The organism is Nitrospirota bacterium (genome assembly GCA_016214855.1).
Classification (GTDB): domain Bacteria; phylum Nitrospirota; class Thermodesulfovibrionia; order Thermodesulfovibrionales; family UBA6898; genus UBA6898.
In genome coordinates this window covers 37,295-63,146 of the sequence record JACRMT010000018.1, presented here as the reverse complement: position 1 = coordinate 63,146, position 25,852 = coordinate 37,295, and the positions used below count along the sequence as shown (strand labels likewise).

Genomic DNA, 25,852 nt, shown 5'->3' with positions numbered 1-25,852 from the left:
TTATAAGCTAATTATATTCTCAAGCTGGCCATGTTGGCAACGATTTATTTTCAACTGAACTTGAGAATCTGGATACTGGCCGATGTCCTGATGGGTGAGCTTGCCGGTCTTCAGGTCAATCAGAACAAAGCATTTGAGGATGTAGTTGTAGAAGACCAGATCAATAAAGAAATCTGAGGTCTCGGTTGAGATCCGTTGCTGCCGGGCCACAAAGGCAAACCCCTTGCCCAGTTCCAGCATAAACGCCTGCAGTTTTCCGATGATAGACTGCTCAAGGTCCGATTCATTGAATGTCATCCAAAGTAATCACCCTCTATCTGCCCTCTCCTCTCATCTCCTTCCAGGCATTGATCAGACCGTTTGTCGATGCGTCGTGAGAGGTAATATCAGAACCGCTCTGCATCTCCGCAAGTATCTTCTTTGCAAGCACCTTCCCCAGTTCAACACCCCACTGGTCAAAGCTGAAGATGTTCCAGATTACGCCCTGGACAAAGATTTTATGTTCGTACATGGCGATCAGGCTGCCGAGCGTCCGCGGCGTGACCTTTTTCAGAAGGATCGAGTTTGTGGGCCGGTTGCCCTTGAAAACCTTGAAGGCTGCGAGCCGCTTGATCTCCTTCGCAGTTTTACCTGAGGCAGCTAATTCGGCAACCACCTCATCGTGAGTCTTGCCCTTCATGAGCGCCTCTGTCTGGGCAAAGAAGTTCGAAAGCAGGATGTTATGATGGTCGCCCAAAGGATTATGGCTGATAGCAGGCGCTATAAAATCGCAGGGGATCAGTTTCGTGCCCTGGTGGATCAGCTGGTAAAAAGCATGCTGCCCGTTCGTGCCCGGCTCTCCCCATATGACCGGCCCGGTTTGATACGATACCTCTCTGCCCTTCCGGTCAATATATTTACCGTTGCTCTCCATATCTCCCTGCTGAAAATAGGCGGGGAACCTGTGCATATGCTGGTCATACGGCAGGATCGCATGGGTCTCTGCTCCAAAGAAATTGTTGTACCAGATGCCTAACAGTCCGAGGATGACAGGGATATTCCGGTCAAGCGGCGTTTCCCTGAAGTGCCGGTCCATGGCATGTGCGCCTTCAAGCAGCTCACGGAAGTGGTCAAAGCCAATCGAGCAGGCGATCGAAAGCCCGATGGCTGACCAGAGGGAATATCTGCCGCCGACCCAGTCCCAAAAAATGAACATATTCTCAAGCGCTATGCCGAATTTCCTTACCTCAGCCTCATTGGTCGAGATCGCCACAAAATGTTTTTTGACATGCGCCTCATCCATTGCAGCCTCAAGAAACCACCGGCGTGCAGTGTGGGCATTGGTCATGGTCTCCTGTGTAGTAAAGGTCTTCGAGGCGATCATAAAAAGCGTTGTTTCAGGGGAAAGACCCTTCAGCGTCTCCGCGATATGGGAACCGTCGATGTTCGAGACAAAGTGCGTCCTGATATGCGGCTTGCGGTACGGCATAAGCGCCTCTGTCACCATGACCGGGCCCAGGTCAGAACCTCCGATGCCGATATTCACGATATCGGTGATCGACCTGTCGGTATAGCCTTTCCATTGTCCATCAATGATCCTGGAACAGAACCGTTCCATCTGGCCAAGGACTGCATTCACTTCAGGCATCACATCCTTCCTGTTCAGAAGAACAGGAGTATTTGACCGGTTTCTCAAGGCAGTATGAAGTACGGAACGATCTTCGGTCTCGTTGATCCGGTCGCCTGAAAACATCTTCTCAATAGCGCCTTCAAGGCCAATCTCCCCGGCAAGATCAAGCAGAAGCCGGAGTGTTCTGTCATTGATGATATTCTTGGAATAGTCGAAAAGGATATCCTCGAACCGGATTACATGCTTCCGGAATCTGTCAGGGTCTTCGACAAACAGATCCTTCATCTGCCGGTCTTTCATCAGGTTGAAATGCGCCTTCAGTTCCTTCCAGGCTGCCGTCCTTACAGGGTTCTTTTTTTCAAGCATTCTTCACCTCACGATCTTAACAGGTAGATTATCACAGATGAAGATCTATGACTACGGGGATGCTGTTTTGTAGTTTGTCTTTCTATTTCAAAGGGTTAGAACTTTTTAGGAGGAAAAACAGAGGAAACTTCAGGGAAATCTCTCAGTGCAAACTCCCAAACTCCTTGATAAAATAAGGAATTTTCCGGTAATATTGGTGCTCAATCATGCCTCAAAACATGCAGAGAGGGAGCAACTGACAATCATGGGTGAACTGGACAGGCTCAGAAAGAAAATCGATACCTTTGACGACGAAATTCTCGAACTCCTGAACAGGCGCTCAGAGGTAGTCATCGAGGTCGGCGGCATCAAGCGCACGCAAAAATCCCGCTTCTATAAGCCTGACCGGGAGCGCCAGATCCTTGAGCGTCTCGCATCACGCAACAAAGGGCCTTTCCCCAATGACGCGCTGAAGGCGATCTACCGCGAGATACTGTCTGCTTCGGTCTCGCTGGAAGAGCCGCTGAAGGTCTCGTGCCTCGGCCCCCTTGCAACCTATACACATCTTGCGGCCCTTCGCCATTTCGGCTCGTCAGCCGCCTTTGTGCCTGTTGACAGCATCAAGAAGGTCTTCGAGAATGTCGAGACCGGCAAGGCAGAATACGGCGTCGTGCCGATCGAGAACTCCAATGAAGGCGTGGTGAGCCATACACTCGACATGTTTGTGGACTCCGAGCTCCAGGTCGTTGCAGAGATCATAATCGAGATCTCTCATAACCTGCTTTCGAAGCAGACGGACAGGTCAAAGATCAGGAAGATCTATTCACACCCGCAGGGACTCGCACAATGCAGAGGATGGCTTGAAGCCAATATGCCCGGAGTGCCGGTCGCTGAATCGACCAGTACTGCCAAGGCTGCGGAGCTTGCTGCAAAGGAAACGAACACTGCTGCCATCGCAAGCGAGATCGCGGCCCGCATGTATGATCTGAATATTCTCGAAAGGAACATACAGGACAACAGGAGGAACATCACCCGGTTCCTGGTCATCTCAAAGGAGTTCCCGCACCGCACGGGCTATGACAAGACCTCGGTCATGTTCTCGATCAAGCACAAGCCGGGCTCCCTGTATGATGTACTTATGCCGTTTAAACGGGCAAAGATCAACCTCACCAAGATAGAATCCCGGCCTTCCAAGCGAAAGGCGTGGGAGTACATTTTCTTTGTTGATATGGAAGGCCATGTTGAAGACAGGAAGATACGCAAAGCTATTGACTCGCTGAAAGAAAACTGTCTGTATCTCAAAATCCTGGGATCATATCCGCAGGGGAAGGTGTCATGATAAAACCGCCGGACTATATCAACGCTATCCAGCCCTATGTGCCGGGTAAACCGATCGAAGAGCTCGAACGGGAACTGGGTATCTCGAACTCGATCAAGCTCGCCTCGAACGAAAACCCCCTCGGTCCTTCGCCAGAGGCCCTGAAGGCGATAAAAGATTCCTTTGCAGATCTGAACCGGTATCCTGACGGCGCAGGCTATTACCTGAAGAATACGCTTTCAGAAATGCTGGCGATTAGCCCAGATGAACTGATCCTCGGCAATGGATCGAACGAACTGCTCGACATTGCTGCGCGGACCTATCTGCAGGCAGGAGACGAGGCTGTCATGGCATCGCCCTCTTTTGTTGTATACGGCATGGCCGTGCAGTCAGTGGGAGGCAAGTCGATACAAGTGCCGCTGAAGGACTTCCGCCATGACCTCAAAGCTATGGCAGCTGCCATCACGCCGAAGACCAAAATGGTCTTTATTGCGAATCCGAACAACCCGACAGGTACGATCAACACAAAAGACGAGTTTGACACACTGATGGAAAAGATGACGGACAATATGCTTGTTGTTATTGACGAAGCATACTATGAATATGTTTCAGCCCCTGACTATGCTGACAGCATGAAGCATTTCAGGGCAGGCAGGAACATCCTCATCCTCAGGACCTTTTCGAAGATATACGGCCTTGCAGGCCTGCGTATTGGCTACGGCATTGCGAAGAAAGGGATCCTGACAGATATGAACAGGCTCCGCGAACCGTTCAATACCAACTCAGTTGCCCAGAAGGCTGCTCTCGCTGCGTTAAAAGATAAAGCTCACGTTGCCGCTTCCCGAGGGACCAATGCCGAGGGCAAGGAATATCTTTATCAGCAGCTCGCCGCCCTCAACATTGCCTATGTGCCGACAGAAGCGAATTTTATCTATATCCCGATCAATGACTCGATCGCAATCAATAACAGCCTGATGAAAAAAGGCGTTATCATCCGGCCTATGGGGCCAAAGGCGATCCGCGTGACGATCGGTCTGCCCGAAGAGAACAAGAGGTTTATTGAAGCGTTGACGGCCGTAATTCGTGATGCGTAAAGCGTGATGAGCAACAGCCTTTTCTGCATGAGAAGACATTAACATCGTATTAAGGAGAAGCAATGGATATTATCGTATTAGGTTCGGAAGCAACGGAAGAAGACATACGCCACATTGTCAAGAAGCTTGAAAGCCGAGGCCTTCAGGCGCATATATCAAAAGGCACGGAGCGGACGATCATCGGCGCCATCGGCGACACCTCCAAGGTGACCGAGGAAGAAGAGGACTCCTTCCGCGCTGCACACGGCGTTGAAAATGTGGTCAGGATCGTCAAGCCTTACAAGCTTGCGAGCCGCGAGTTTCAGAAAGAGAACACCGTGATCAATGTGCGCGGCATTCTGATCGGCGCCAAAAAGATACCGGTCATGGCAGGTCCCTGCGCAGTTGAGAACAGGACCGTGCTCACCACCATTGCTGAAAAAGTGAAGGCTTCAGGTGCAACGTTCCTGCGCGGCGGAGCATATAAACCCCGGACATCCCCGTATGCATTTCAGGGCCTCGGCGAAGAAGGGCTTCAGTATCTTGCAGAGGCGCGCGAGAAGACCGGGCTGCCGATCATCACCGAGATCATGGATCCGCGCGACATGGATGTGATCAATAAGTACACAGATATCATTCAGATCGGCGCACGAAACATGCAGAACTTCAGGCTCCTTCTTGAGGTCGGCTCGTCGGACAAGCCGGTGCTATTGAAGCGCGGTCTTTCATCGACGATCAAGGAATGGCTCATGTCAGCGGAATATATCATGTCCCGCGGCAATCATAACGTCATGCTCTGCGAGCGCGGCATCAGAACATTCGAGACTGCTACAAGGAATACGCTTGACCTGAGTGCTGTACCTGTGTTGAAGGAGCTTACCCATCTGCCTGTTGTGGTTGACCCCAGCCATGGCGTGGGCAAGCGGAGTCTGGTCGCACCCATGGCAAAGGCAGCTATTGCAGCAGGTGCTGATGCACTTATTATCGAAGTGCATTCCAATCCTGAAGAAGCAATGTCTGACGGAGACCAGTCCCTCAAGCCGGAACAGTTTGAACAGCTGATGAAAGAGATGAAACCGGTGGCAGCAGCCGTCGGCAGGGAGATCTGATCGTTGGCATTCCGTAAGACAGCTATTCTCGGTGTCGGATTGTTAGGCGCCTCATTCAGCCTTGCCATTAAGAAGAAGGGCATATGTAACGATGTGACCGGATTCGGCAGAAGCAGGGAAAACCTCGGGCGTGCAAGAAACTTGGGGATCCTTGATGCTTTTTCATCAGATCCTGCGTCAGCATGCACCGACGCGGACCTCGTCCTCCTCGCTGCACCGGCAGGCTCCTTTGTTGAACTGGTAAAACAGGCATGCCCTGCTTTCAAAAAAGGAGCAATCGTAATCGATGTGGGCAGCGTAAAAGGTGATCTCGTTCATGAACTTGAAGAGCTGATGCCTGCTGGTGTTCATTTCATCGGCAGCCATCCCATAGCAGGCAGTGACCGTTCAGGCATTGATTCGGCACAGGCTGACCTGTTCCGTGATGCGCTCTGCGTCGTGACGCCAACAGAACGATCTGACCCCTCTGCACTGAAAAGCGTTATGGATCTATGGTCCAGCCTGGGATCAAAGGTAATGGCAATGGGTCCTGCGCAGCATGACCGGGTGTATGCTGCCGTAAGCCACCTTCCCCATCTCGTTGCATTCGCAATGGTCAATACCGTATCAGACATTGACCAGTCGTATCTGTCCTACTGCGGCCAGGGATTCAGGGACATGACCAGGATCGCCGCAAGTTCTCCCGATATCTGGACAGACATTGCTCTGCTCAACAGAAATAATCTTATTGAGATGATAGCGCTGTTCAGGGAGAACCTGAACAGGATGGAGGCGTATTTAAGAACAGTTCAACCTGACGCGCTCAGGCAGGAGTTTATCAGGGCAAGTACTGCGAGGGAGAGCATTGGACAGGATTGAGATAACAAAAGCAGTGCGGTTCTCCGGAGAAGTAACGCCGCCCCCTGACAAGTCCATATCGCACAGGGCCGTCATGTTTTCCTCTCTGGCCAAAGGCAGAGGTGTGGTCAGGAACTTTCTGAGGGCGCAGGACACAGAGAGCACCATGCATGCCTTCAGGGCCCTCGGCATAGAGATCGACGACCAGGGGCATACCCTTATTATTCACGGCAAAGGGCTGCATGGCCTGACGGAGCCGGTTGACATCATTGACTGCGGAAATTCCGGCACCACGATCCGGCTGCTTTCAGGCGTTCTTGCGGCGAACCCGTTCTTTTCTGTGGTGACCGGTGACAGCTCTCTGCGTTCCCGGCCCATGGCAAGGATCATCAAGCCTCTCGGTCTCATGGGAGCGCATATAGCAGGCAGGGACGACAACCGTTATGCACCTTTCGCCATCCGGGGCGGCAGCCTCAAGGCGATCTCCTACGACATGCCGATGTCAAGCGCACAGGTAAAATCAGCTATTCTCCTTGCCGGACTCTATGCAGGTGGGGGAAGCACTGTGATAACAGAGCCGTCAAAGTCGCGCGACCACACTGAGCGCATGCTGCCTGCTTTTGGCGCAGATCTGAGAACAGACGGACTGAACGTATCGATCCATTCGGGCAAGGAGCTTTATGCACAGGAAATCGATGTGCCAGGTGATTTTTCCTCGGCCGCTTTTTTTATGGTCGCTGCGCTTCTGATCCCGGGGGCAGAGGTTATGCTGAGAAATGTCGGCATCAATCCTACGAGGACCGGCCTCATTGATGTGTTACGGAGCATGGGAGCGCATATTGTTATAGACAATGTCCATGCGGTATCAGGAGAGCCGGTGGCAGACATTTTCTGCAAAGGTCAGACAGGCCTGAAAGCCTGCACGGTTACCGCCGATATGGTGCCTTCCCTGATCGATGAGTTCCCCATCCTCTGCATTGCCGCTGCGCGTGCAGAGGGCACGACCATCATCAGGGGGGCTGAAGAACTGCGTCTCAAGGAGTCAGACCGCATCAAGGCAATGGCTTCGGAACTTTCCAGGATGGGCGTCGTGCTTGAGGAATTCCCTGACGGCATCAGCATAACCGGTGCCGAGACCCTCAATGCAGCAGAAGTCGAGAGCCATGGTGACCACAGGATAGCAATGTCCATGGCAGTGGCAGGCCTTCTTGCAGCGGGCAGAACAGGCATAAGCAACGCCTCTGCGGTTGCCATTTCATTCCCTGACTTTTTCGCAACGATCAGAAGGTTGACCGCATGAACAGGGTGATCGCCATTGACGGTCCTTCAGGTGCAGGGAAAAGCACTATTGCCAGACTTCTTGCACAGGACCTCGGTTACGAATACCTGGACACCGGAGCCCTATACCGTGCTGTTGCCCTTGGTCTCCTGCATCGGGGGCTGAATGAAGAAACAGGCGACACCGAGATCGCAGCGGCCCTTGATCATATAGACGTTTCCTTCAGAAAAGGCAGGGTCTTTCTGAACCATAAGGACATTTCCCAGGAGATCCGTTCCCCTGAGGCAAGCCACTTTGCATCTGTCTTCTCTGCCCGCCGTCTTGTCCGGGAATTACTGCTCGATATTCAGCGGGAAGCATTGCACCATGCGGATCTGGTGGCTGAAGGCAGGGACATGACAACCGTGGTCTTTCCCTATGCCGACAAAAAGTTTTATCTTGATGCCTCTGCAGAAGAGCGGGCTGAGCGCCGCACCCTCGAAATGCAGGCAAAGGGATATGAGGTCAGCAAAGAGAAGATCCGGCTGGATATCCTGGAGCGTGATGCCAGAGACTCAGGCAGAGATCTGGCGCCGTTGAGGATTGCAGATGATGCGGTGGTCATCGATTCCACCGGCATGTCCGTGCAGGACGTATTCCAAAAGATACTCTCGATCATACGGCAGGATCAAGAACATTGAAGAGACCTGCAGCGTGAAGATCATCACGGCAAAACGGGCAGGCTTCTGCTTTGGCGTAAAGCGTGCCATCGATATCACCTTTGACATGGCAAAGGAAAATAAAAAAGATCTGTACACGCTTGGACCGATCATCCATAACCCGCAGGTCATCGCAAAGCTGGCAGAGGAAGGAATATCCCCGCTCGAGGTCGATGACCTTGATGCCAGAAAGATATCCTCACTGATCATCAGGACCCATGGCATACCCTGCCAGACGCACGACACGATCTTGTCCCGCGGCATCAAGATCATTGATGCGACCTGCCCTTTTGTAAAAAATGCCCAGCACTATGCTAAACTTTTGAAGGAAAACGGCTATCAGGTCGTTATTTTAGGCGACAGGAACCATCCTGAGGTTAAGGGCATCGTGAGCTATGCGGGCGACGATGCGATCGTGCTCGATGAACAGTCAGCGCTGCCGAAGCTTAAACCGAAGGTCGGCGTTGTTGTTCAGACCACCCAGCCCATAGAGGCATTGAAAAAGGCCCTTTCACAGATCATAGAACATGCACGTGAAGTAAAGGTATATAATACGATATGCAACTCAACGGCCCTGCGGCTCAAGGAGACCGAGCAGATGGCGCGCAAGGTGGATGTGATGATCGTTGTCGGCGGCAAAAACAGCGCAAACACGACGCAGCTTGCACATCTCTGCAGTTCCATGTCGGTCAGGACATATCACATCGAAACAGAAGACGAGCTTGATGCGTCCTGGTTTGACAATGTGAAAAAGGTCGGCATTACGGCAGGCGCTTCGACGCCTGACTGGATCATACGCAAAGTAGAAAAAAGAATACATGCTATAGGGGGAAGCCAGTAATGGATGAAACGATGAACAACAATGAAATGGAGAAGCTCTACGCCGAGACGTTCCAGACGATCTCTCCGGGAACACTGCTTCGGGCTAAAGTGATCTCTATCAAGGCAGACGGTGTCATGGCAGACATCGGGTACAAGTCAGAAGGCTTTATCAGGAGAGAAGAGTTCTCTGACGAGGAGATGCGGCAGCTCAGGCCCGGAGATGCCCTTGAGGTATATGTCGAACAGATGCGGGATTCCGAGGGCATGATGCGGCTGTCCAAAGAACGGGCATCAAAGATAAAATCGTGGGATTCCCTCGAAAAAGCAGCACAGGAAAACACCCTTATCGAAGGAAAGATCATCGAAAAGACAAAGGGCGGCATGACCGTTGACATCGGCGATGTCAAGGCATTCCTTCCTGCATCTCAGATCGATATCAAATTGATCAAGGACCTTGACAGCCTGATCGGCAAGGTGATGTCTTTCAGGATCATCAAGATGAACAGCAAACGTTCGAACATCATTGTATCAAGGAGGATCATCCTTGAAGAAGAGCGGTCTCAGAAAAAGGGTGAAACCCTCGGCAGGATCGCCGAAGGCGCACTCATCCACGGAACGGTCAAGAACATCACTGACTATGGCGTATTCGTGGACCTCGGCGGACTGGATGGACTGCTTCATATCTCTGATATCTCATGGGGCAGGATCAGTCACCCCAGCGAATTCTTTGCTGTCGGCGACACTATAGAGGTCAAGGTTCTTAAATATGATGCAGAGAAAGAAAAAGTGACGCTCGGGTTCAAGCAGAAGAACCCTGACCCCTGGGAAAACATTGCGGGAAAATATCCGCTGGGAGCGCGGGTTACGGGCAAAGTCGTAAGTATCACCGATTACGGCGCATTCATCGAGATCGAACGCGGTCTCGAAGGGCTTGTCCATGTCTCGGAGATCGACTGGTCGCCAAGACCGAAACATCCGTCGAAGTATCTCTCGGTCGGCGAACAGGTAGAAGCGACCGTAATGAGGGTTGATCAGGCTGATCGCAAGCTCTCGCTGAGCATACGCCAGACAAAGCAGAGTCCCTGGCAGCTGGTCAGGGAACATTACCAGCCCGGGCAGACGGTATCAGGCAAGGTCAGAAGCATTACTGACTTCGGCGCCTTCGTAGGCCTTCCGGAAGGCATTGATGGTCTCATCCATATATCCGATATGTCCTGGACAAAACATGTAAAACATCCTTCAGAGCTGCTGAAGAAAGGTCAGAAGGTAGATGCGGTCATTCTCACTATTGATACCGAAAAGGAAAAAATAGCCCTTGGCCTTAAGCAGCTTGAGCCCGATCCCTGGGTCAGCAGGATACCGGAGCAGTTCAAGCTCGGTGACGAGATCAGCGGCACAGTCCTGAAGACTACGGATTTTGGCATTTTTCTTGAGATGGAAGGGGGCGTTGAAGGGCTTATCTATTCCTCGGAGATCATACAGCCTGAGGGGGAGCCGATCAAGGACGGAGACCAGATCAGAGCCCGCATCATCAGGATAGATACCGATGAACGCAAGATCGGTCTCAGCATGAAACATGTGGGAAAGACTGAGCAGTGAAAAAAGCCTGTATCGTCATAAGCATCGTCCTGCTCTGCCTCCTGGTCATCAGCCTTTCGCTGACGCTTATTCAGAAGAAGATCCCTCTTGGGAGCCGGATAGCACTGGTCAGGATTGAAGGGCCTATCCTCGACTCCAGAAATATCGTTGACGAGATCAAGGAGCATACAAAGGACCGTTCGATCAAGGCCATAGTTCTGAGAATTGACAGCCCGGGCGGGGCAGTTGCCCCCTCACAGGAGATCTACGAAGAGGTTAAAAAAGCTGCTGCCGCCAAGAAAGTGGTTGTATCGATGGGCTCGATCGCCGCATCTGGCGGGTATTATATTGCAGCCCCTGCGGACATGATCATCGCCAACCCCGGCACCTTGACCGGCTCCATAGGCGTTATCATGGAGATACCGAATATTGAGGGCCTTATGACCAAGATCGGCATAACTACCGAAGTGATCAAGAGCGGCAAACACAAGGATATGGCATCGGCTTTTAGAAAAATGGGGGTTGAAGAGCGCGAACTTCTCCAGGGGGTGATGGACAACGTACATGAACAGTTCATTAAGGCCGTGGCAGCGGGAAGAAAACTCAAGATCGAGGATGTGAGGACAATAGCTGACGGCAGGATCTTCAGCGGAGAGCAGGCAAGGGCACAGAAGCTGATCGATGAACTCGGCACACTCGAGGACACGATAATGAAAACAGCACAATTAGTCGGCATTTCCGGAGAGCCTGATCTGGTGGAGAAAAAAGAAAAGACATCCATCATGGAACTCCTCAAGAGCAGATTCCCGAAGGAACTTACGGACATTTTCCCGACACTCAGAATAAAGTTTCTCTATACACCTTAGGAATGGAGGTTATATGACAAAATCAGTCCTTATTGAAAAGGTTTCGGAAAAGGTCGAAGGACTTACCCGGAGCCAGACAGAGATCGTTGTCGATACCGTGTTTGAGAGCATCAAAAAGGCCCTGATGAGCGGCGAAAAGATCGAGATACGCGGGTTTGGGAACTTCCGTCTGAAGAACCGCAACCCCAGAAAGGCCAGGAACCCGAAGACCGGCGAGAGTGTTGATGTGCCGGGCAAGAAGGTCCTGTATTTCAAGGTCGGCAAAGCGCTCAAAGAAGCCCTGAACGCCAAGTAACAGTTTTATCTCCGCTTTTATAGAAGGCCGTCAGATCGATCCGGATACTGACGGCTTTTTTTCTTCTGATTTTTTGCTTTTTTTCAGCAGAATATCTTGACATCACGACGCTTGGATCACCGCGCTATTGGCTGGCCAGGACTATTTGCATTGAAAAGGACACGAAGATGTGATTAAATAAGATATGGGCGTTCAATCATTACTGATCAAGACTGCCTTTCTCATCCCTTATCTCATCATTGCAGTAATGTTCCCCTGCAGCCGCGGCGAGCGGCTTCAGAAATACCATTTTTTCCAGCTTACCGAGAGATACCATGCAGTCCCTCTTTATAATTTCCCCATAGTCGGCAATACATCGGTCCAAAACCATCAGCATCTTTCACTTTTCTTCTATCCTGCTAAGGGAACCCCCACCCGGAGCGAGTATTTCCCTGCAGCGCCTTCGACTATTGTCCCTGACACTGAGCTGCCTGTGATGGCGGCAGGCAGACTGAAGGTCTTTTCAGGGGTAAGTCCGCCGCTTTTTTACTCGAAGACCGTATCCGGTCTTTCTCCTCCGCAGTCTTCATATGTCTGATCAGGACGCTAAGTTCTATTACGTTGTCAATCTGAAACATTTATTAGGAGGTCACACAATGAATCGCAGAATACTAACCGTATTGCTCGTTCTATGTTGCGCACTTGGTTTCGCATTTTATGACACTCAGGCCGAGGGCAAGAAGACGAATGAGAACAGCATGAAAGGTAATGTCCATGACGGATCAGGGCAGGCTGTTATAAAAGCAGAGGTCTATCTGATCCCTGCAGCGGATGTCGCGGCACTGGCAAAGACCCCGATCGAGGTGAGGAGAAACTCTCCCAATGATGAACCTCTGGAGGATAATCTCGCTGCCAATATTGATAAATATAGGAAAGGAACAACAGACAAAAAGGGCAGCTTCAATATCGCAGGCATCCCTGACGGCAAATACTTTATCTATGTCCAGCCTGCTGACAAGACCTATCTGCCGGGCGGCGACAAGTCCAATAAGGCCATGTCAACAGTAGAATTCAAAGGCAAAACCGTGAAGATCCTGCTGTCAGGCAATGTATCTCCTGAGGCAACCTATGTCGGATCATCAAAATGCATCTCCTGCCACCAGACGTATGGGGCCGAAAAGAAAACGCTCCACAAACTGGGCATCCGCGTAGCAGGCAAGGACAGCAAACTGCAGGACTCCTCAAGGTTCCCTGATTTTGACAAAGGTCTGAAAAAGCTGATGGCAGGTACAACCTTCTATTTCCACAGCTTTGACAAGAGCAGGGGTTTTGATAAATATCAGATATCTGAAAAGATGCCGACAGACCCTGCAACCGTAAGCTTGAAGGCCACTTTCTTTAAGGACACAGACGGCAAGCTGAAATTCAAAACAGAGAACATGAAAGACGCCTCTGACCCTGTAAGGACCTATACCGTTGAGATGACTTACGGAGGAGGCATCTTCAAACAGAGATACCTTGTCAGGTCCGGCAATGCCCTCTTCCCCTTTGTCCAGTTCAATACCATGGGAGACGAAAGCTTCAATGACAGAGGACGCAAACCCTGGAGGGATTATCATGCTGACTGGTTCTACAATGAAGAGGCAAAGAAACTGACCGACCCGCCAAAGAAAAAGGCCTTTGATATAGAATGCGCCTCCTGTCACTATACCGGCTACACCCTTACCCAGACCGTGGCCGGTGACTATGTTGCAGGCGCTGTCAATGATCCTAACGGAGAGATGGATATTGACGGTGACGGCATACCGAATGAGTTGAATATCGGCTGCGAGGTCTGTCATGGCCCGGGCTCTGATCATGTGAAGGCGCCGAAGGCAAATAAAGCCTCGACTATCGTAAGCCCGAGAAAGCTCTCGCCTGAAAGAGCTTCTGTGATCTGCGAACAGTGCCACAGCAGGCCGCAGGGCAATCTCAAAAACGACCAGCCTTTAAACAAAGATAATAGAATGATGCTCCCTGGCACAAGCAGAAATGACTATCTGGTGAACTTCACCACAAGGGAAGACGCTGCGCAGAATGATTTCTGGCCTGACGGACTCCATTCCAAGTCCCACCATCAGCAGGGCACTGACTTTGTGAAGTCAAAGAAGTACCGGAACGGGAACCATATCATGGTCTGCACAGACTGTCATGATCCACATGGCATGACTGAGGTGAGGCATCAGCTTCGCGCCCCTGTGATGGACGAGAAGAACACGCTCTGCGTCGGCTGCCACAAGGATATATCTGATGTAAAGGCACATACTTCGGCAAAGGTCGGCATGGCCCACAGCAATATCCACTGCGCTGACTGCCATAATCCCAAGACTATGCAGACAGGTTCAGGTTTCGGTAAGGGTCTTGCGAATAAAGACGGCAAGAACTACTGGATGAATGACATCACCTCCCATGTATTTGATGTCCCGAGGAAGGACAACAAGGGAGTGAAGGGAGTTGATCCTGGCAAGGCAATGCCGATCCCGTATACCAACTCGTGTGGAACCTGCCACAATGTAGAAGGGTTGTAATTTTCTCTAGAGGGGCGGAGCATCCCGCCCCTCTTCATCTATTTCTTTCACACACCCATAAGACCTTTTCATGGGTTCTAAGCTGATTCAGCCCGCAGCTGACATTCGAAACATGCGCCTGTAGATAAGGCTAACTCGCACTGCCGCCAAGATAGGTATTCACCAGCTTGATCAGTTCCTGTGTCTGGATGGGCTTGGGGAGATAGGCATTGGCGCCTATCGCGATAGCCCTCTTCCGGTCCTCTTCTGCCCCCTCGGTCGTAACCATGATGATCGGAATATCCTTAAAGGTCGCATTGCCGCGCACAAGGCTCACCAGTTTGAGGCCATCCATCACCGGCATATTGATATCGCAGAGGATGAGATCGATCTTGTCAGACGAGAGCTTCTTCAATGCGTCAACGCCGTCCGTTGCTTCTATGACATGCGAATTGGCAATACGTTTCATGGCAAAGCTGATCAGCTGCCGCATGGTCGGTGAATCTTCTACCACAAGAATGTTCGGCATCCAGCTCTCCTCCTATCTCTTCGGTTTGTCTTTCAGAAGGTCCAGAAACCCCTGAATGGTTGTCAGCTTCCTCTCCGACTGGGTATACAGCCGGGACGAGAAGATCGCTGTTGCAGCATGGCCTGCGAGGAGATTGAAAAGCTCATAATCGACATTATTGAACCCTGACTTCTGCGTAAGCAGTTTATAGATGGCAATAACGCCGATAACATGCTCCTTTATTTTGAGCGGAATACAGACGATCGGTTCAAACGAATTGAACTCATGCATCGCGCTCAGGTCTGCGGCAAAATAACTTTCGCCTTCCTTGGTCACTCTGCCGATGATACCCTCTCCGATCTTTGCCCGCAGCGACTCGGATGCCTGAATGCCCTCTGTGGCAACAGCAACAAGATCGTTCGTCTTATCATCAATAAGCATGACCGCAAACTGCTCTGCGCCGATAAGGTTGATTACGATCTCGACAACGATCCTCAGCACCTCGGAAAAATCAAGCGTAGAATGGAGCTGGTAACTGGCGACATAGAGGTTGGCAAGATTATTGTTCTCCTCTTCGACGCCGAGATATTTTGAGGCAAAATCCTTATTCTCTTCTTCAACTTCGACGAACTTGTCCTTCAGGGAGTTCAGTTCAAGCTCAAGCAGCCTTATCCGCTCATCATAGAGCTTGGTCCTGGCCTCATCACCGGAGCGCTCGACCGACTCCTCGAGCTGCGCAACCCGGAACCTCAGTTTCTCATTTTCCCTCAGAATATCCTTGGTGAATTCTTCACCCTTCTTGAACATCTGGATGAACTCTTCTGCCTTATTCAGATAACTGGATTCTTTTTCCACCACTCAATTTCTCCCTCTGACAGATGGGGTATTTACTATCCTGATGATCTCCGCAGAGATCTCGGTAAGGGGAAGGATCTTCTCCACCCCGCCGTTCTTGATCGCCTCTCCCGGCATGCCAAATACCACAGCAGTCTCTTCAGATTCTGCTATAGTATAACCACCCTGCTTTTTTATATCCAGCATCCCGTGCTTGCCGTCATTGCCCATGCCGGTAAGAATCACTCCCAGGCAAGCAGCGCCGTACTGCTCGGCAACCGATGACATCATATGGTCAACAGACGGGATATACTTATCTTCAAACCTGCCCTCTTTGAGCGCAACCTGCTTTTTGTTCCCGCGGTTCTTCAGGCTGAGATGCTCACCGCCCGGGCAGATATAAACCGTTCCCGCAGTTATAATATCTCCTTCTGCTGCTTCCTTGATCTTGACCTGGGACATCCGGTCAAGTCTCTCTGCCAGCGGCCCGGTAAAGCCCTTCGGCATATGCTGGCTGATCACCATGGCCGCCCTGAAATCAGCAGGGAGCCGCGTCAGAATGATCTGCAGCGCTGCTGGTCCTCCGGTAGAGGATCCTACCGCAACAATCTCGACGGCATTTCTGCTCGTCCTGCCCCGGTCCGCTCCTGCAACCTCCTGTTCCTCTTCCTCTTCCTGATCAAGCAGTTCGAGATTCTTGCTCAGAATATCGAGCCTGATATTTTTGAGGCCTTTGATCTTCTTGAGCAGGTCACGTTCAATGGTCTCGAGTTCGACCGATGCACGGCGTGTCGGCTTCGCAATAAAATCGACCGCGCCAAGCTCAAGGGCCTTGAATACCGTTTTTGAATCAGCATGGGATGTGACCATGATCACCGGCGTCGGCCGCTCCCGCATCAGCCACCGGAGAAAACTGAATCCGTCCATGCCCGGCATCTCAAAATCAAGGGTAATAATGTCAGGCTGGAGCCGCAGGGTCTTTGCCATGGCATCGATACCGTCAGTGGCAATGCCTACGACCTCAAGGGCCGGTTCTTCCTCGAGGATCTTCTTCATCGTCTGCCGCGTGTAAGCAGAATCGTCTACAATAAGCACCTTGGTCTTCATTTCATCCCCGTACTGCCGTCAGGTTTCTGGTACACCATATCATTTTTCAGATGCTTCAGGGTAAAGGAGGTCGAGATATTGATCAGGGACTCTGCATGACCTAACAGCAGATACCCGCCATCAACAAGCCTGTCGTGGAAGTTCTCGATAACGCGCCTGCGGGAGGCATTATCAAAATAGATCAGCACGTTTCTGCAGAAGATGACATCCATCTTGCCGAGAAACTTTGATTTGAACGGATCAAGCAGATTGAGATAACTGAAGTTTACATGTTTTCTGGCTGCATCACTGATCTTGAAAGAGCCGTCTTCTTCCATAAAGTATTTGCTCATGAAATAGGGCTCCGTCGCCCGGAACGAATTCCTGCGGTACACACCGCGGCGGGCTGTCTGGAGAACGCGCTGGTTGATATCACTGCCGTGGATCTCGATGTCCCATCCGTTAAAATGTCCCCGTTCGTTGATGAGCATGGCGATCGTATAGGGCTCCTCTCCGGTTGAACAGCCGGCTGACCAGACCCTGAGCGTTTTTTTGTCCTTGTTGCCGGTCTTCAGTTCCTCAAGGATCTCCTCACTGAAGGCCTTAAGCTGGTTCTGTTCCCTGAAAAAATAGGTCTCATTAACCGTAAGCACATCCATGATAGCGGTAAGCTCTTCTTCTGCCCTCTTGTCATATCGGATAAAACGGTAATAATCCCTGAAGTCGGTCAGATGATGATTTCTCACGCGGCGCGAAAGCCTCTTTTCAAGGAGATAGCGGGACTTATCGTCAAAAAACAGACCGCAATAGTCCTTAATGATGTCCCGGATCAGTCTGAAGACATCTTCCGGAAGGGGAATGATCTCTTCCTGCTCAAACACCCAGTATCTCCTCCACGGTCTTGACTACTGTCGGATCTTCCTCGGTATCAAGAAGTTTCTCAAGTTCCATCCGAACCTCAGTCTGGCTGTGTCTGCCCAGGGCTTTTACTGCAGCGATCCTTGCTGCCCAGTCAGGATCGCGCAGAAAGGGGACAAGCAGGTCTATTACTCCTTCGAAATCTCCAAGAGCAGCTATGGCAGTACGCTTCACTTCATCATCGCCCGAGGCAAGCATGCCGGCTATGGCCTTGCATGCCTCTTCGCCGCCCACGGCCTTCAGCGCCTCGATCGCGGTGGTGACCACAAAGCCGCTTTCGTCATGCAGAAGAGGCACCAGGATAATTATTGAATTCCTGTCTTTGAGCATGCCGAGCGCCCTGGCAGCAGAGACCCTCACAAAATTATCAGGATCAACGGTCAGGATGGTCAGCGAGTCAAGGATATCATCGCCGCCGATCGCGCCGAGACTCAAGGTTGCAGCGATCCTGATGTCAGGGTCCTCATCGGTGAGCGCATATTTGAGATACCGCACTGCCTCATCGGTACCGATCTGGGAAAGAGCGCCCACAACTGCCTTCCTGACAGCCACCTTCTCGTCCTTTAATGCAAAGCCGAGCTCTTTCACTGCCCGGTCAGCCTTCATTTTTCCAAGAAGCCGCGCGACGTTCCTCCTGAGAACAGCAGAGTCTGACCTCAGCATTGCAAGAAGTTCCTGGAGATGAAGATACTGCTGAAGCATGCCGAGCGCGTCAACGGCTGCTTCCTGCACATCCTCATAGGGATCGGCAAGCCGCGTCAAAAGCATGGAGACCGCATCGGACTTGTTCAGCCGTGCGATGCTCCGCGCTGCTATGGAACGCACATGCCCGTCATCATCGTCCAGAAGTCTTGCGAACATGTCATAGTACACCGGGGAGGCAACCTCACCCGCCACTTCTGCAATGAATCTCAGCTGATGAGGATTGCCGCTGTCAAAGAGCTTCAGAAGCGACTCCGGACGGTCCCTGCCGATAAAAACAAAGGCCCCTTTTACATCTTCTGCATACTCTTCTTCATGCGATATATCAAGGAGCGGACCGTACGCAGCCTCATCCTTCATCAGTCCGAGCATCACGATGGCCGAAACCCGGACTTCATTCTTGTTTGACCAGGCATGGGCAATAAGCAGGTCTGTCGCCTTGTCGCCAAGGATCCGCCTGAATTCTTCGGTAATGACCTCTGCGCTGATCCCATGGTGATACATCTTCTCAATGGTTCGCAGGGCCTGTTCCTGAATATTCTTTGAAGCATCCTGAAGCAGCGCGATCACCGGTTCAAGTGTTGCCGGATCAGCAAGCATACCCAGCGCCTTCAGCACGGGCTCACGAAGAGGCTTCCGTTTCATGGCCTCAAGAAGATGGGGAACTGCCTTCCTGTTGCCTATTCTGCCGAGCGCATCAGCGGCCGGATACGCGGTCCAGAGGTCTCCGCTGTCAAGGATCTCGATCAGCGCATCAACGACCGAAACCTCTCCAGCCTTTCCCAGATGCTCGACTGCCGTTGCCCTGACATTTTCGTCCTCGTCCTTGAGCGCATCAAGGATAAGAGGCAGGGACCTGCTGTCCATCTCCTCTCCGAGTACGTCGATGATGAACTTCCTCACATCCCGGTTCGAGGTCTTGAATCCCTCGATAAGGTAAGGTGTAGCCTTTCTGCCGAGTTTGATAAGGGCTTCGATAGCAGAATTCCTGGCGCCGGCGTTTTCTTCGATATACAGGAGATCGATGATACCCCCGATGTACTGATCCAGGCTATACTCGCCAAAGAGAATATCAACCGCAGACTTCCTTACACGCCAGCTCACATCGGTCATGGCCTTGATAAGGAGCGGTATGCATTGGGCATCTCTCATGCCGCGCATCTGCTCGACAGCCCGGCGCCTGACCTCAATATTATTGTCGCTATTGAGCTGTTTTTCCAGTTCCTGCACCTTTATCCTCCAGCAGTTCCTTTGATTCTTTCAGCCAGATCTTCTCTTCCGATGTCAGCAGATTGTCGATATTGAGCAGTAGGATGATCTGCTCTCCCTTCTTGCCAAGGCCGGTAAGATACTCTGTCTTGAATCCCCTGAAAATGGATGGGGAAGGCCTGATATCTTCCGGGTCCAGCCGCAGGATCTCCCGGATCTCATCAACCAGGAATCCGATCTTTTCATCGCCGTACCTGACCAGGATGATCCTTTCCTTCCTGCCTGCGGGCTTCACTCCGAACCTCAGCCTGAGATCCATGACCGGTATAACCGCACCGCGCACGCTCATGACCCCTGTCAGAAATCCCGGGAGCCCGGGGATGGAAAAGATCTTCTGCACCCGCAGAATCTCGAACACACGGGAGATATCCAGACCGAATACATCCTCGCCTATGTTGAATATGGTGAACTTGGACATCAGCTGACCTTGAAGGTCTCCATCTCATTCTTCAGGGCTTCGATCTCCCTGAAGAGCGTTTTAAGAGAATTCGATACATCCTCCATGTTCTGCATGGTGACCACCCCGATGCTGCTGATATTCTCCATGGAAGTAATGACCTCTGCATTCACCTTCTTCTGATTCAGCTCATTATTATTGATCTGATTTATCCTCTCATTGGCAAGTTCGATGTTCCTCGATATGATCCTTGTCCCTTCTGCCTGCTCGCTCGCACCGCGCTTCGAAAGCTCAGCAACCTCTTTCACGTCCCCAACGCCCTCAAGGAGATAACTCAGAGCATTTTCCTGCTCCTTGGTGGACTTGGTAACACTGACGATCACCTTTCTGATGTCGTCTACCGCATTGGTGATCTGTGACAGGCCGAGTGACTGTTCCCCTGTTGCCCGCTCGATCGCCTTGGTCATATCCGAGGACTGTATTGACGCATTCAGGATCTCCCGCAGTGCCTCGCCGACCTTTACCACAAGGGTATTGCCGTCATCCACCTTCAGTTTTGCATCATCCACTGCATACACGGCATCCTTGATGTCCTTCTGGATAGTTTTTACAATGCCGCCGATCTCACGTGTCGAACTTGCCGTTCGCTCCGAAAGAGCGCGGATCTCATCTGCCACAACCGAGAAGCTCTTTCCATACTCCCCTGCCTGGGCAGCAAGAATGGCAGCGTTCAGGCTGAGCAGATTGGTCTGTTCAGTAACATCCCGGATGACCGAGAGCACCTTCTCAATATCAACAGACCTGGCTCCCAGCCGCTGGATGATCTCTGCAGATTTCTGCACCTGGACCGAAATACTTTCCATGCCCTCAATGGCATTCACCACAGACATCATACCGTCTCCGGAAGTGATCTCCTTCACCTTATCAGCGATCTTGGAAGAATCGATCGCGTGCTCTTCCACCTCCCGCACTGAGGCGCCTACCTCTTCTACCGAGGCAGAAGTGTCCTCTACGGCAGAAAGTGCCTGGCCTGAATTGGCCGATATGGACTTCGACGTCTGGGACATCTCGAGCACCACGGAATAGGAATCCTCTGTGGAACGGAAAAGACGCTGCGTCTGGGACGACATCTCCTCGGCCGTGGCCTTCATCTCAAGAAGTGACGTTGCATTTTCCGTCGAAAAATTCAGGAGCTTTTCGATGCTCTCGCTCACCTCACGCTGGGACTTGTTCGCCAGATGGATCGAGCGGATACCGTTCTTCACTGCAGCAGCCTGACTGCTGATCCCTTCGCTTGCGATCCGGTATGTATGATCGACCTGTTTGATAGCCATACCGACATTGGCCGCAGTTTCGTTGATCTTTGCGATCATCTGCGTAAGCCGTCGCGCGAGAACTCCGACTCCCTTCGCAATACTGCCGATCTCATTTTCACCAAGGTCAGGTATTGTCGCGGTAAGGTCGCCGTTCGTGATCTTTTCAACGACACTATTTATCGTCTGAACAGGCCTCTTGATATTCCTGTTAAAGAAATAGATCATAACGAATCCAAGCAGCACCAGTGCAATACCCTGATAGGCCATGATAATGATCATGCTTTTATTGATATTGTCGTTAATGCTCTTGCCTGTGAAGTGGATCGCGACCTCCCCGAGTTTGGTGGCGCCGGAATTAACCGGCACGCTGATCATCATGGCCTTTTTGAAATGGAAGGGGTTCAGCGAACTGATGTGGGTATCGTTGGTCTTGATCTTCTCTCTGGCCACTTTGCCCTGGCTGTCAATAATATGGATGGAGGTGATCTCTTCATCTTTTGCCACTTCATCCAGATAGGTATCGATCATGGCAAAATCATAGCTCAGGAGCGGCGCCATGCTCACGCCTGCCATGATCGAAGCTGCCCGGTTCATGCGCAGGTTGATCTCTTCCAGAAAGGATGAACGGATATAGAGAACGAACGCTATGGTTCCGGCAGACTGGACGGCCAGCAGGACGAGAAACACCGCAGTGATAAACTTCGCTGTTATGGATTTTCTAAAAATCATTTGACCGCGACAGCCTTATTCGCCTCGATGATCTTGGTACCCTTGGGTCCCTTGACAAAGTCTATGAATGCCTTTGCCTCACCTCGCGGCTCTCCCTTCACCACAAGGTTCATATTCTTGATCATCTTGTATTTGCCGTTTCTGACATTCTCGGAAGTTGGTGCAACACCGTCGAGCTTCAGGGATACGATAGCACCGGCTGAATCTTCAACAGCCATGGTATCAGTAAAGCCGATCGTAAACGGCCTGGTGGAGAGGATCTTGTTCATCTCGGCATGGGTCGATACCATGACCACAGAGGCCGGCTCCTTCAGATCCCTGAAACAGGCAATGTGCTTTCTGACAACCTCTTTGGTAGCATCGGCATCCTGTCTCGTCAGCGCCATGATCGGTTCTGCCGGCCCGCCAACTTCACTCCACTTCACTGCCCTGCCGGAATATATTTTACAGACGTTCTCTGACGTAATATCCGCCAGGGATATGCTTTTATTGACGCCGAGCACATTGGCCACGCGCGCGATCTCGACTGCCGAGATGCCGAGCTTCTTCTCTTCGTCCTTGAGCGGACGCGAAGCCATGCCTATGGCCACCTTGCCATCTGCTGCTGACATGATGCCGCCCTTCGACTCAAGTGATTTCTGGTTCACCTCGATCACGGTGTCCCTGTGCTCGGCCATATAGGCTTTGGCCAGTTCCGTGACCAGGGAGATCATGCCTCCGGCCCCGGCGACCGTGATCTTCTCTCCTGCAGAAGCAGAACCCGCAACCATCAACAGAGCCGTAGCCATGAATACCGCAATTTTGTTCATCATTCCCTTTTGCGCAGTTCCCGACACATTCGTTTTCATATTCCTGTCTCCTTATTGGCCTGCGTTACAGACCTATCTTTGACATCATAACGCGTATGCTGCTGTAATCCTCATCCTCTGCATCAACAAACCCGGTGTAGTTCTCATAGATCGCCTTGAGCACCGGTTTGGTCTCCGGGTCATCTTCTCTCAGTGCCAGCAGTGCAGCCTTGAGATCCCCGAGGACCTGTGCGTCAAGGTCAGCTGCGACCGTAAAATTGAACTCAGGGATATCCTCCGACATCCTGAGCACCTTGATGCCCATATCCCGATGTTTTATCGCAGCACTCTCCTTGACACCGCCGGCGTCAAAATCGCCGTTCAGCACTGCTTTCAAAACATCATCGTGATGGCCCAGATAGTTGTAATAGAGCAGATCCTTAAGATCGATACCTTCGGAAAACAGCATTGCCCTGGGCACCACATGGCTGGATGTCGAATTGATATCCCCAAAGGCAAAGGAACGGCCTTTGAGGTCCTGCAGGGTGTTAATGCCGGTTTCAGTTCTCGTGATGATGGCTGCCTTATGGAACGGCTTGCCGTTATTGAGGGCCTTAACAAGCACCTTCGCACCGAATTTCGCATGGGCAAGGCTGTACGTCGAAGGTCCCATAAAACAGAACTGGGTAACGCCCTGCTCGAGGTCCCTGACAGCCCCCTGAAAATCAACCGCAACCTTCAGGTCTATCTTCCGCTTCATTTTTCTGCTCAGATAATCGGCAAGCGGACTGAAGTGCTTGAACATGAGCGCCGGCGTTTCGATCGGCACTACGCCCAGCCTCAGGACGCCGCCGGATACAGCCTGTTCCCCGGTGAACTTCAGCCGTCCCATCTCCGTAGAGGCAAGTTCAGCATCCTTGTGCAGCTCTTTTACCAGCTGGTTCAGCTTGAATGCCCGGTCCTTGTTCTCCCGGGGAATGTCCTTGATCTTCTCGACTGACGACCAGATCTGGTTCGAACCGAGCTTCTGCTCATTGATCGCACGCGATATCTGCTGACTCTTGTCAGAGACAACTTCGATCGCCTGCGAGATCTGTTTGCTGTTCAATGACTGTTCATTCGTTGCTGTCCTGACATGACCCGATATATCGCGCATCTTCTCCGTCGACGTCTTGATGAGCTGTATGCCGCTTGACTGCTCGGCCATGGCATTGGCGATCTGGCCGACCATGTTGAGCACCCGCTCCATTGCCTCGGACACAAGAAAGGTTGCCTTTGCCTGCTCTGCAGTAGAACGCTCTATTGCGGCAGCCATCTCGGATGACTTCGTGGAACTTTCCACGATCTTTCTGAGTGCATCGGCAGCCTCCTGCGTCACCCTGAACCCGATCTCCACCGACTTGAGGCCATCCTTCATTGCATCAACGGCTTCGCTCACTTCCTGCTGCACAGACTGTATCAGGTTCCCTATCTCCTGCGTTGAGATGGACGTGCGGTCAGCAAGCTGCTTGATCTCGTCGGCAACAACAGAAAAGCCCTTGCCATGCTCCCCAGCCTGCGCCGCAAGGATAGCCGCATTCAGGGCCAGGAGCGTTGTCTGGTCCGTAATATCATCGATCACGGTCAGGATCTGGCCAATCTCCTCTGATCTGCCTCCCAGCTTTTCGATATAGTCAGCGGTCTTCTCTACCGATACCTTTATGTCCTGCATGCCCTGAATGGTCTTGCCGATCGATGTCATGCCAAAGGTCGAGGCGTCACGTTTCACCTGCTCAGAAAGCACTGCAGACTCCTTGGCCCGGTGATCGACCTCCTTTACCGTAGCAGCGATCTCGATGATCGCTGCCTGGGTCTCCTGGGCAGCACCGGCAAGCGTTGCGGAATTGTTCGACACTTCCTTGCTCGTAGCATAGAGCTGCTCTATGGATGAAGATGTTGCCTCGACGGCAACCGAAAGGTCCTGGGTGCTGTTCGTGATCTCGGCAATGCTCGTGACCATCTCTTCCATGGATGCTGCCGTTTCTTCAGCAGATGCGGCCAGGCCCTCGGTGCCGTCGGCAATATCTGATATGGCAGCATTCATCTCTTCGATCGAAGACGAGATGTTCGTGATCGCCTCGGTCTCGAGCACCGAGCCTTCGACAACTTTTCTGGACTCGCTCTCCACTTCCTTCACCACATGGTTCACCCGCTTGGTAATGTCCTTGATCCTTCTCAGGATGTCGGACAGGGAAAACAGGGACTGTTTGATCGCCTTGCTGGCCCTGCCGATCTCATCAATGCTCCTGATCTCGACCTCAAAGGACATGTCTCCATCGGACAGTTTCTGGGCAGCATCTTCCACTGCCTTGACCGGCTTGATCACCATCCGTCTGATCATAAGCCAAAGCACTGCACTGAAAAAGATGGCAGCAAAGATCGTTACCGAGATAACCAGGATAATATTCCCGACAGCATCATGATATTCTTTTTCGATCGAGAGCGATATTTTCACCGCACCGAGTACGGCAGGGTCTGTTGCATGACAGGTCTTGCAGCGGTCCTCATTCATAAGCGGTTTGTAATAGGTCAGCGTCTTGACACCGCGAACGGAAAAGGCTTTTTTCGTCTCTGCCAGCTGTTTCATCACCGCACTCTCGCTGGTCTTGGTATCAGTACTGAAGGCATTATGACCGTCAAAATGAATGACGGCAAGCTCCTCAATGCTTTTCAGACCCTTCAATTCCTGCATCATCGCTTTTGTAACGTCAGACTTTCCGTCAAGCATGGTGCGGGCAACGTCCTGCGCAATAATGGTAGCCGTAGACTCGAGACTCGCTTCGGTGATACTGTAGAGGCTCTTTTTCTCTATGGTCAGCACCATGAAACCGGCTGACAGGATCCCCATGATCAGCAGACTAATCACCACGGTGAGGATCTTCAGTTCAAGCCTTTCTCGCATACGTCCTCCT

Annotated in this window: 22 protein-coding genes and 1 pseudogene; 12 read left to right on the top strand and 11 right to left on the bottom strand. The window is 51.7% G+C overall.

What is annotated here, in order from left to right:
• A pseudogene (locus HZB62_14655) lies at positions 1-285 on the bottom strand (DUF1016 family protein).
• Between the two features lie 28 nt (positions 286-313).
• Positions 314-1,975, bottom strand: coding sequence for a glucose-6-phosphate isomerase (gene pgi / locus HZB62_14650; GenBank protein ID MBI5076388.1), 1,662 nt, complete (start codon positions 1,973-1,975; stop codon positions 314-316).
• Positions 1,976-2,219: 244 nt separating this feature from the next.
• Here pgi and pheA point away from each other — a divergent pair, with 244 nt between their 5' ends.
• From pheA to HZB62_14590, 12 genes are all read left to right on the top strand, one after another.
• Entirely contained in the window at positions 2,220-3,293 is a 1,074-nt protein-coding gene (gene pheA, locus HZB62_14645; GenBank protein ID MBI5076387.1) for a prephenate dehydratase, read from the top strand.
• Positions 3,290-4,366, top strand: a complete 1,077-nt coding sequence (locus HZB62_14640; protein ID MBI5076386.1) for a histidinol-phosphate transaminase — start codon at positions 3,290-3,292, stop codon at positions 4,364-4,366. The genes pheA and HZB62_14640 overlap by 4 nt, the downstream gene beginning before the upstream one ends.
• A 62-nt stretch (positions 4,367-4,428) precedes the next feature.
• Positions 4,429-5,454, top strand: a complete 1,026-nt coding sequence (gene aroF, locus HZB62_14635; protein ID MBI5076385.1) for a 3-deoxy-7-phosphoheptulonate synthase — start codon at positions 4,429-4,431, stop codon at positions 5,452-5,454.
• 3 nt (positions 5,455-5,457) lie between these two features.
• Positions 5,458-6,312, top strand: a complete 855-nt coding sequence (locus tag HZB62_14630; GenBank protein MBI5076384.1) for a prephenate dehydrogenase/arogenate dehydrogenase family protein — start codon at positions 5,458-5,460, stop codon at positions 6,310-6,312.
• On the top strand, positions 6,299-7,591 hold the full coding sequence (aroA, locus tag HZB62_14625; protein MBI5076383.1) for a 3-phosphoshikimate 1-carboxyvinyltransferase: 1,293 nt from the start codon (positions 6,299-6,301) through the stop codon (positions 7,589-7,591). The genes HZB62_14630 and aroA overlap by 14 nt, the downstream gene beginning before the upstream one ends.
• Entirely contained in the window at positions 7,588-8,250 is a 663-nt protein-coding gene (locus tag HZB62_14620; protein ID MBI5076382.1) for a (d)CMP kinase, read from the top strand. The genes aroA and HZB62_14620 overlap by 4 nt, the downstream gene beginning before the upstream one ends.
• 13 nt (positions 8,251-8,263) lie before the next feature.
• Positions 8,264-9,109 (top strand): 4-hydroxy-3-methylbut-2-enyl diphosphate reductase, encoded by an 846-nt coding sequence (locus HZB62_14615; protein MBI5076381.1) that lies wholly within the window; start codon positions 8,264-8,266, stop codon positions 9,107-9,109.
• A complete protein-coding gene (locus tag HZB62_14610) occupies positions 9,109-10,689 on the top strand; it encodes a 30S ribosomal protein S1 (GenBank protein ID MBI5076380.1) in 1,581 nt (526 codons plus the stop codon). Before HZB62_14615 ends, HZB62_14610 begins: the two co-directional genes overlap by 1 nt.
• Complete coding sequence (gene sppA / locus HZB62_14605) at positions 10,686-11,534, top strand: signal peptide peptidase SppA (protein MBI5076379.1); 849 nt, start codon at positions 10,686-10,688, stop codon at positions 11,532-11,534. Before HZB62_14610 ends, sppA begins: the two co-directional genes overlap by 4 nt.
• 13 nt (positions 11,535-11,547) lie before the next feature.
• Positions 11,548-11,829 carry an integration host factor subunit beta gene (locus HZB62_14600; protein MBI5076378.1) on the top strand — a complete coding sequence of 94 codons (282 nt, stop codon included), beginning with the start codon at positions 11,548-11,550 and terminating at the stop codon, positions 11,827-11,829.
• 184 nt (positions 11,830-12,013) lie between these two features.
• Positions 12,014-12,406, top strand: a complete 393-nt coding sequence (locus HZB62_14595; protein MBI5076377.1) for a hypothetical protein — start codon at positions 12,014-12,016, stop codon at positions 12,404-12,406.
• A 58-nt stretch (positions 12,407-12,464) separates the two neighbouring features.
• Positions 12,465-14,375, top strand: coding sequence for a hypothetical protein (locus HZB62_14590; protein ID MBI5076376.1), 1,911 nt, complete (start codon positions 12,465-12,467; stop codon positions 14,373-14,375).
• Positions 14,376-14,505: 130 nt separating this feature from the next.
• Here HZB62_14590 and HZB62_14585 read toward each other — a convergent pair whose 3' ends face one another.
• The 9 genes from HZB62_14585 to phnD are packed head-to-tail and all read right to left on the bottom strand — an operon-like array spanning position 14,506 to position 25,842.
• Positions 14,506-14,883: a response regulator gene (locus tag HZB62_14585; GenBank protein ID MBI5076375.1), complete on the bottom strand. Its 378-nt coding sequence runs from the start codon at positions 14,881-14,883 to the stop codon at positions 14,506-14,508.
• A 12-nt stretch (positions 14,884-14,895) separates the two neighbouring features.
• Entirely contained in the window at positions 14,896-15,669 is a 774-nt protein-coding gene (locus HZB62_14580) for a GAF domain-containing protein (GenBank protein MBI5076374.1), read from the bottom strand.
• A gap of 51 nt (positions 15,670-15,720) precedes the next feature.
• Positions 15,721-16,803, bottom strand: coding sequence for a chemotaxis response regulator protein-glutamate methylesterase (locus HZB62_14575; protein ID MBI5076373.1), 1,083 nt, complete (start codon positions 16,801-16,803; stop codon positions 15,721-15,723).
• Positions 16,800-17,663 (bottom strand): protein-glutamate O-methyltransferase CheR, encoded by an 864-nt coding sequence (locus HZB62_14570; protein MBI5076372.1) that lies wholly within the window; start codon positions 17,661-17,663, stop codon positions 16,800-16,802. The genes HZB62_14575 and HZB62_14570 overlap by 4 nt, the downstream gene beginning before the upstream one ends.
• Entirely contained in the window at positions 17,656-19,632 is a 1,977-nt protein-coding gene (locus HZB62_14565) for a HEAT repeat domain-containing protein (protein ID MBI5076371.1), read from the bottom strand. The genes HZB62_14570 and HZB62_14565 overlap by 8 nt, the downstream gene beginning before the upstream one ends.
• Positions 19,604-20,089 (bottom strand): purine-binding chemotaxis protein CheW, encoded by a 486-nt coding sequence (locus HZB62_14560; GenBank protein MBI5076370.1) that lies wholly within the window; start codon positions 20,087-20,089, stop codon positions 19,604-19,606. Before HZB62_14560 ends, HZB62_14565 begins: the two co-directional genes overlap by 29 nt.
• Positions 20,089-22,113: a HAMP domain-containing protein gene (locus HZB62_14555; protein ID MBI5076369.1), complete on the bottom strand. Its 2,025-nt coding sequence runs from the start codon at positions 22,111-22,113 to the stop codon at positions 20,089-20,091. The genes HZB62_14560 and HZB62_14555 overlap by 1 nt, the downstream gene beginning before the upstream one ends.
• The gene (locus HZB62_14550) at positions 22,110-22,961 is read right to left on the bottom strand and encodes a substrate-binding domain-containing protein (protein MBI5076368.1); all 852 of its coding nucleotides are present in this window, start codon (positions 22,959-22,961) and stop codon (positions 22,110-22,112) included. Before HZB62_14550 ends, HZB62_14555 begins: the two co-directional genes overlap by 4 nt.
• Positions 22,962-22,986: 25 nt before the next feature.
• The gene (phnD, locus tag HZB62_14545; GenBank protein ID MBI5076367.1) at positions 22,987-25,842 is read right to left on the bottom strand and encodes a phosphate/phosphite/phosphonate ABC transporter substrate-binding protein; all 2,856 of its coding nucleotides are present in this window, start codon (positions 25,840-25,842) and stop codon (positions 22,987-22,989) included.
• Positions 25,843-25,852: the final 10 nt, after the last annotated feature.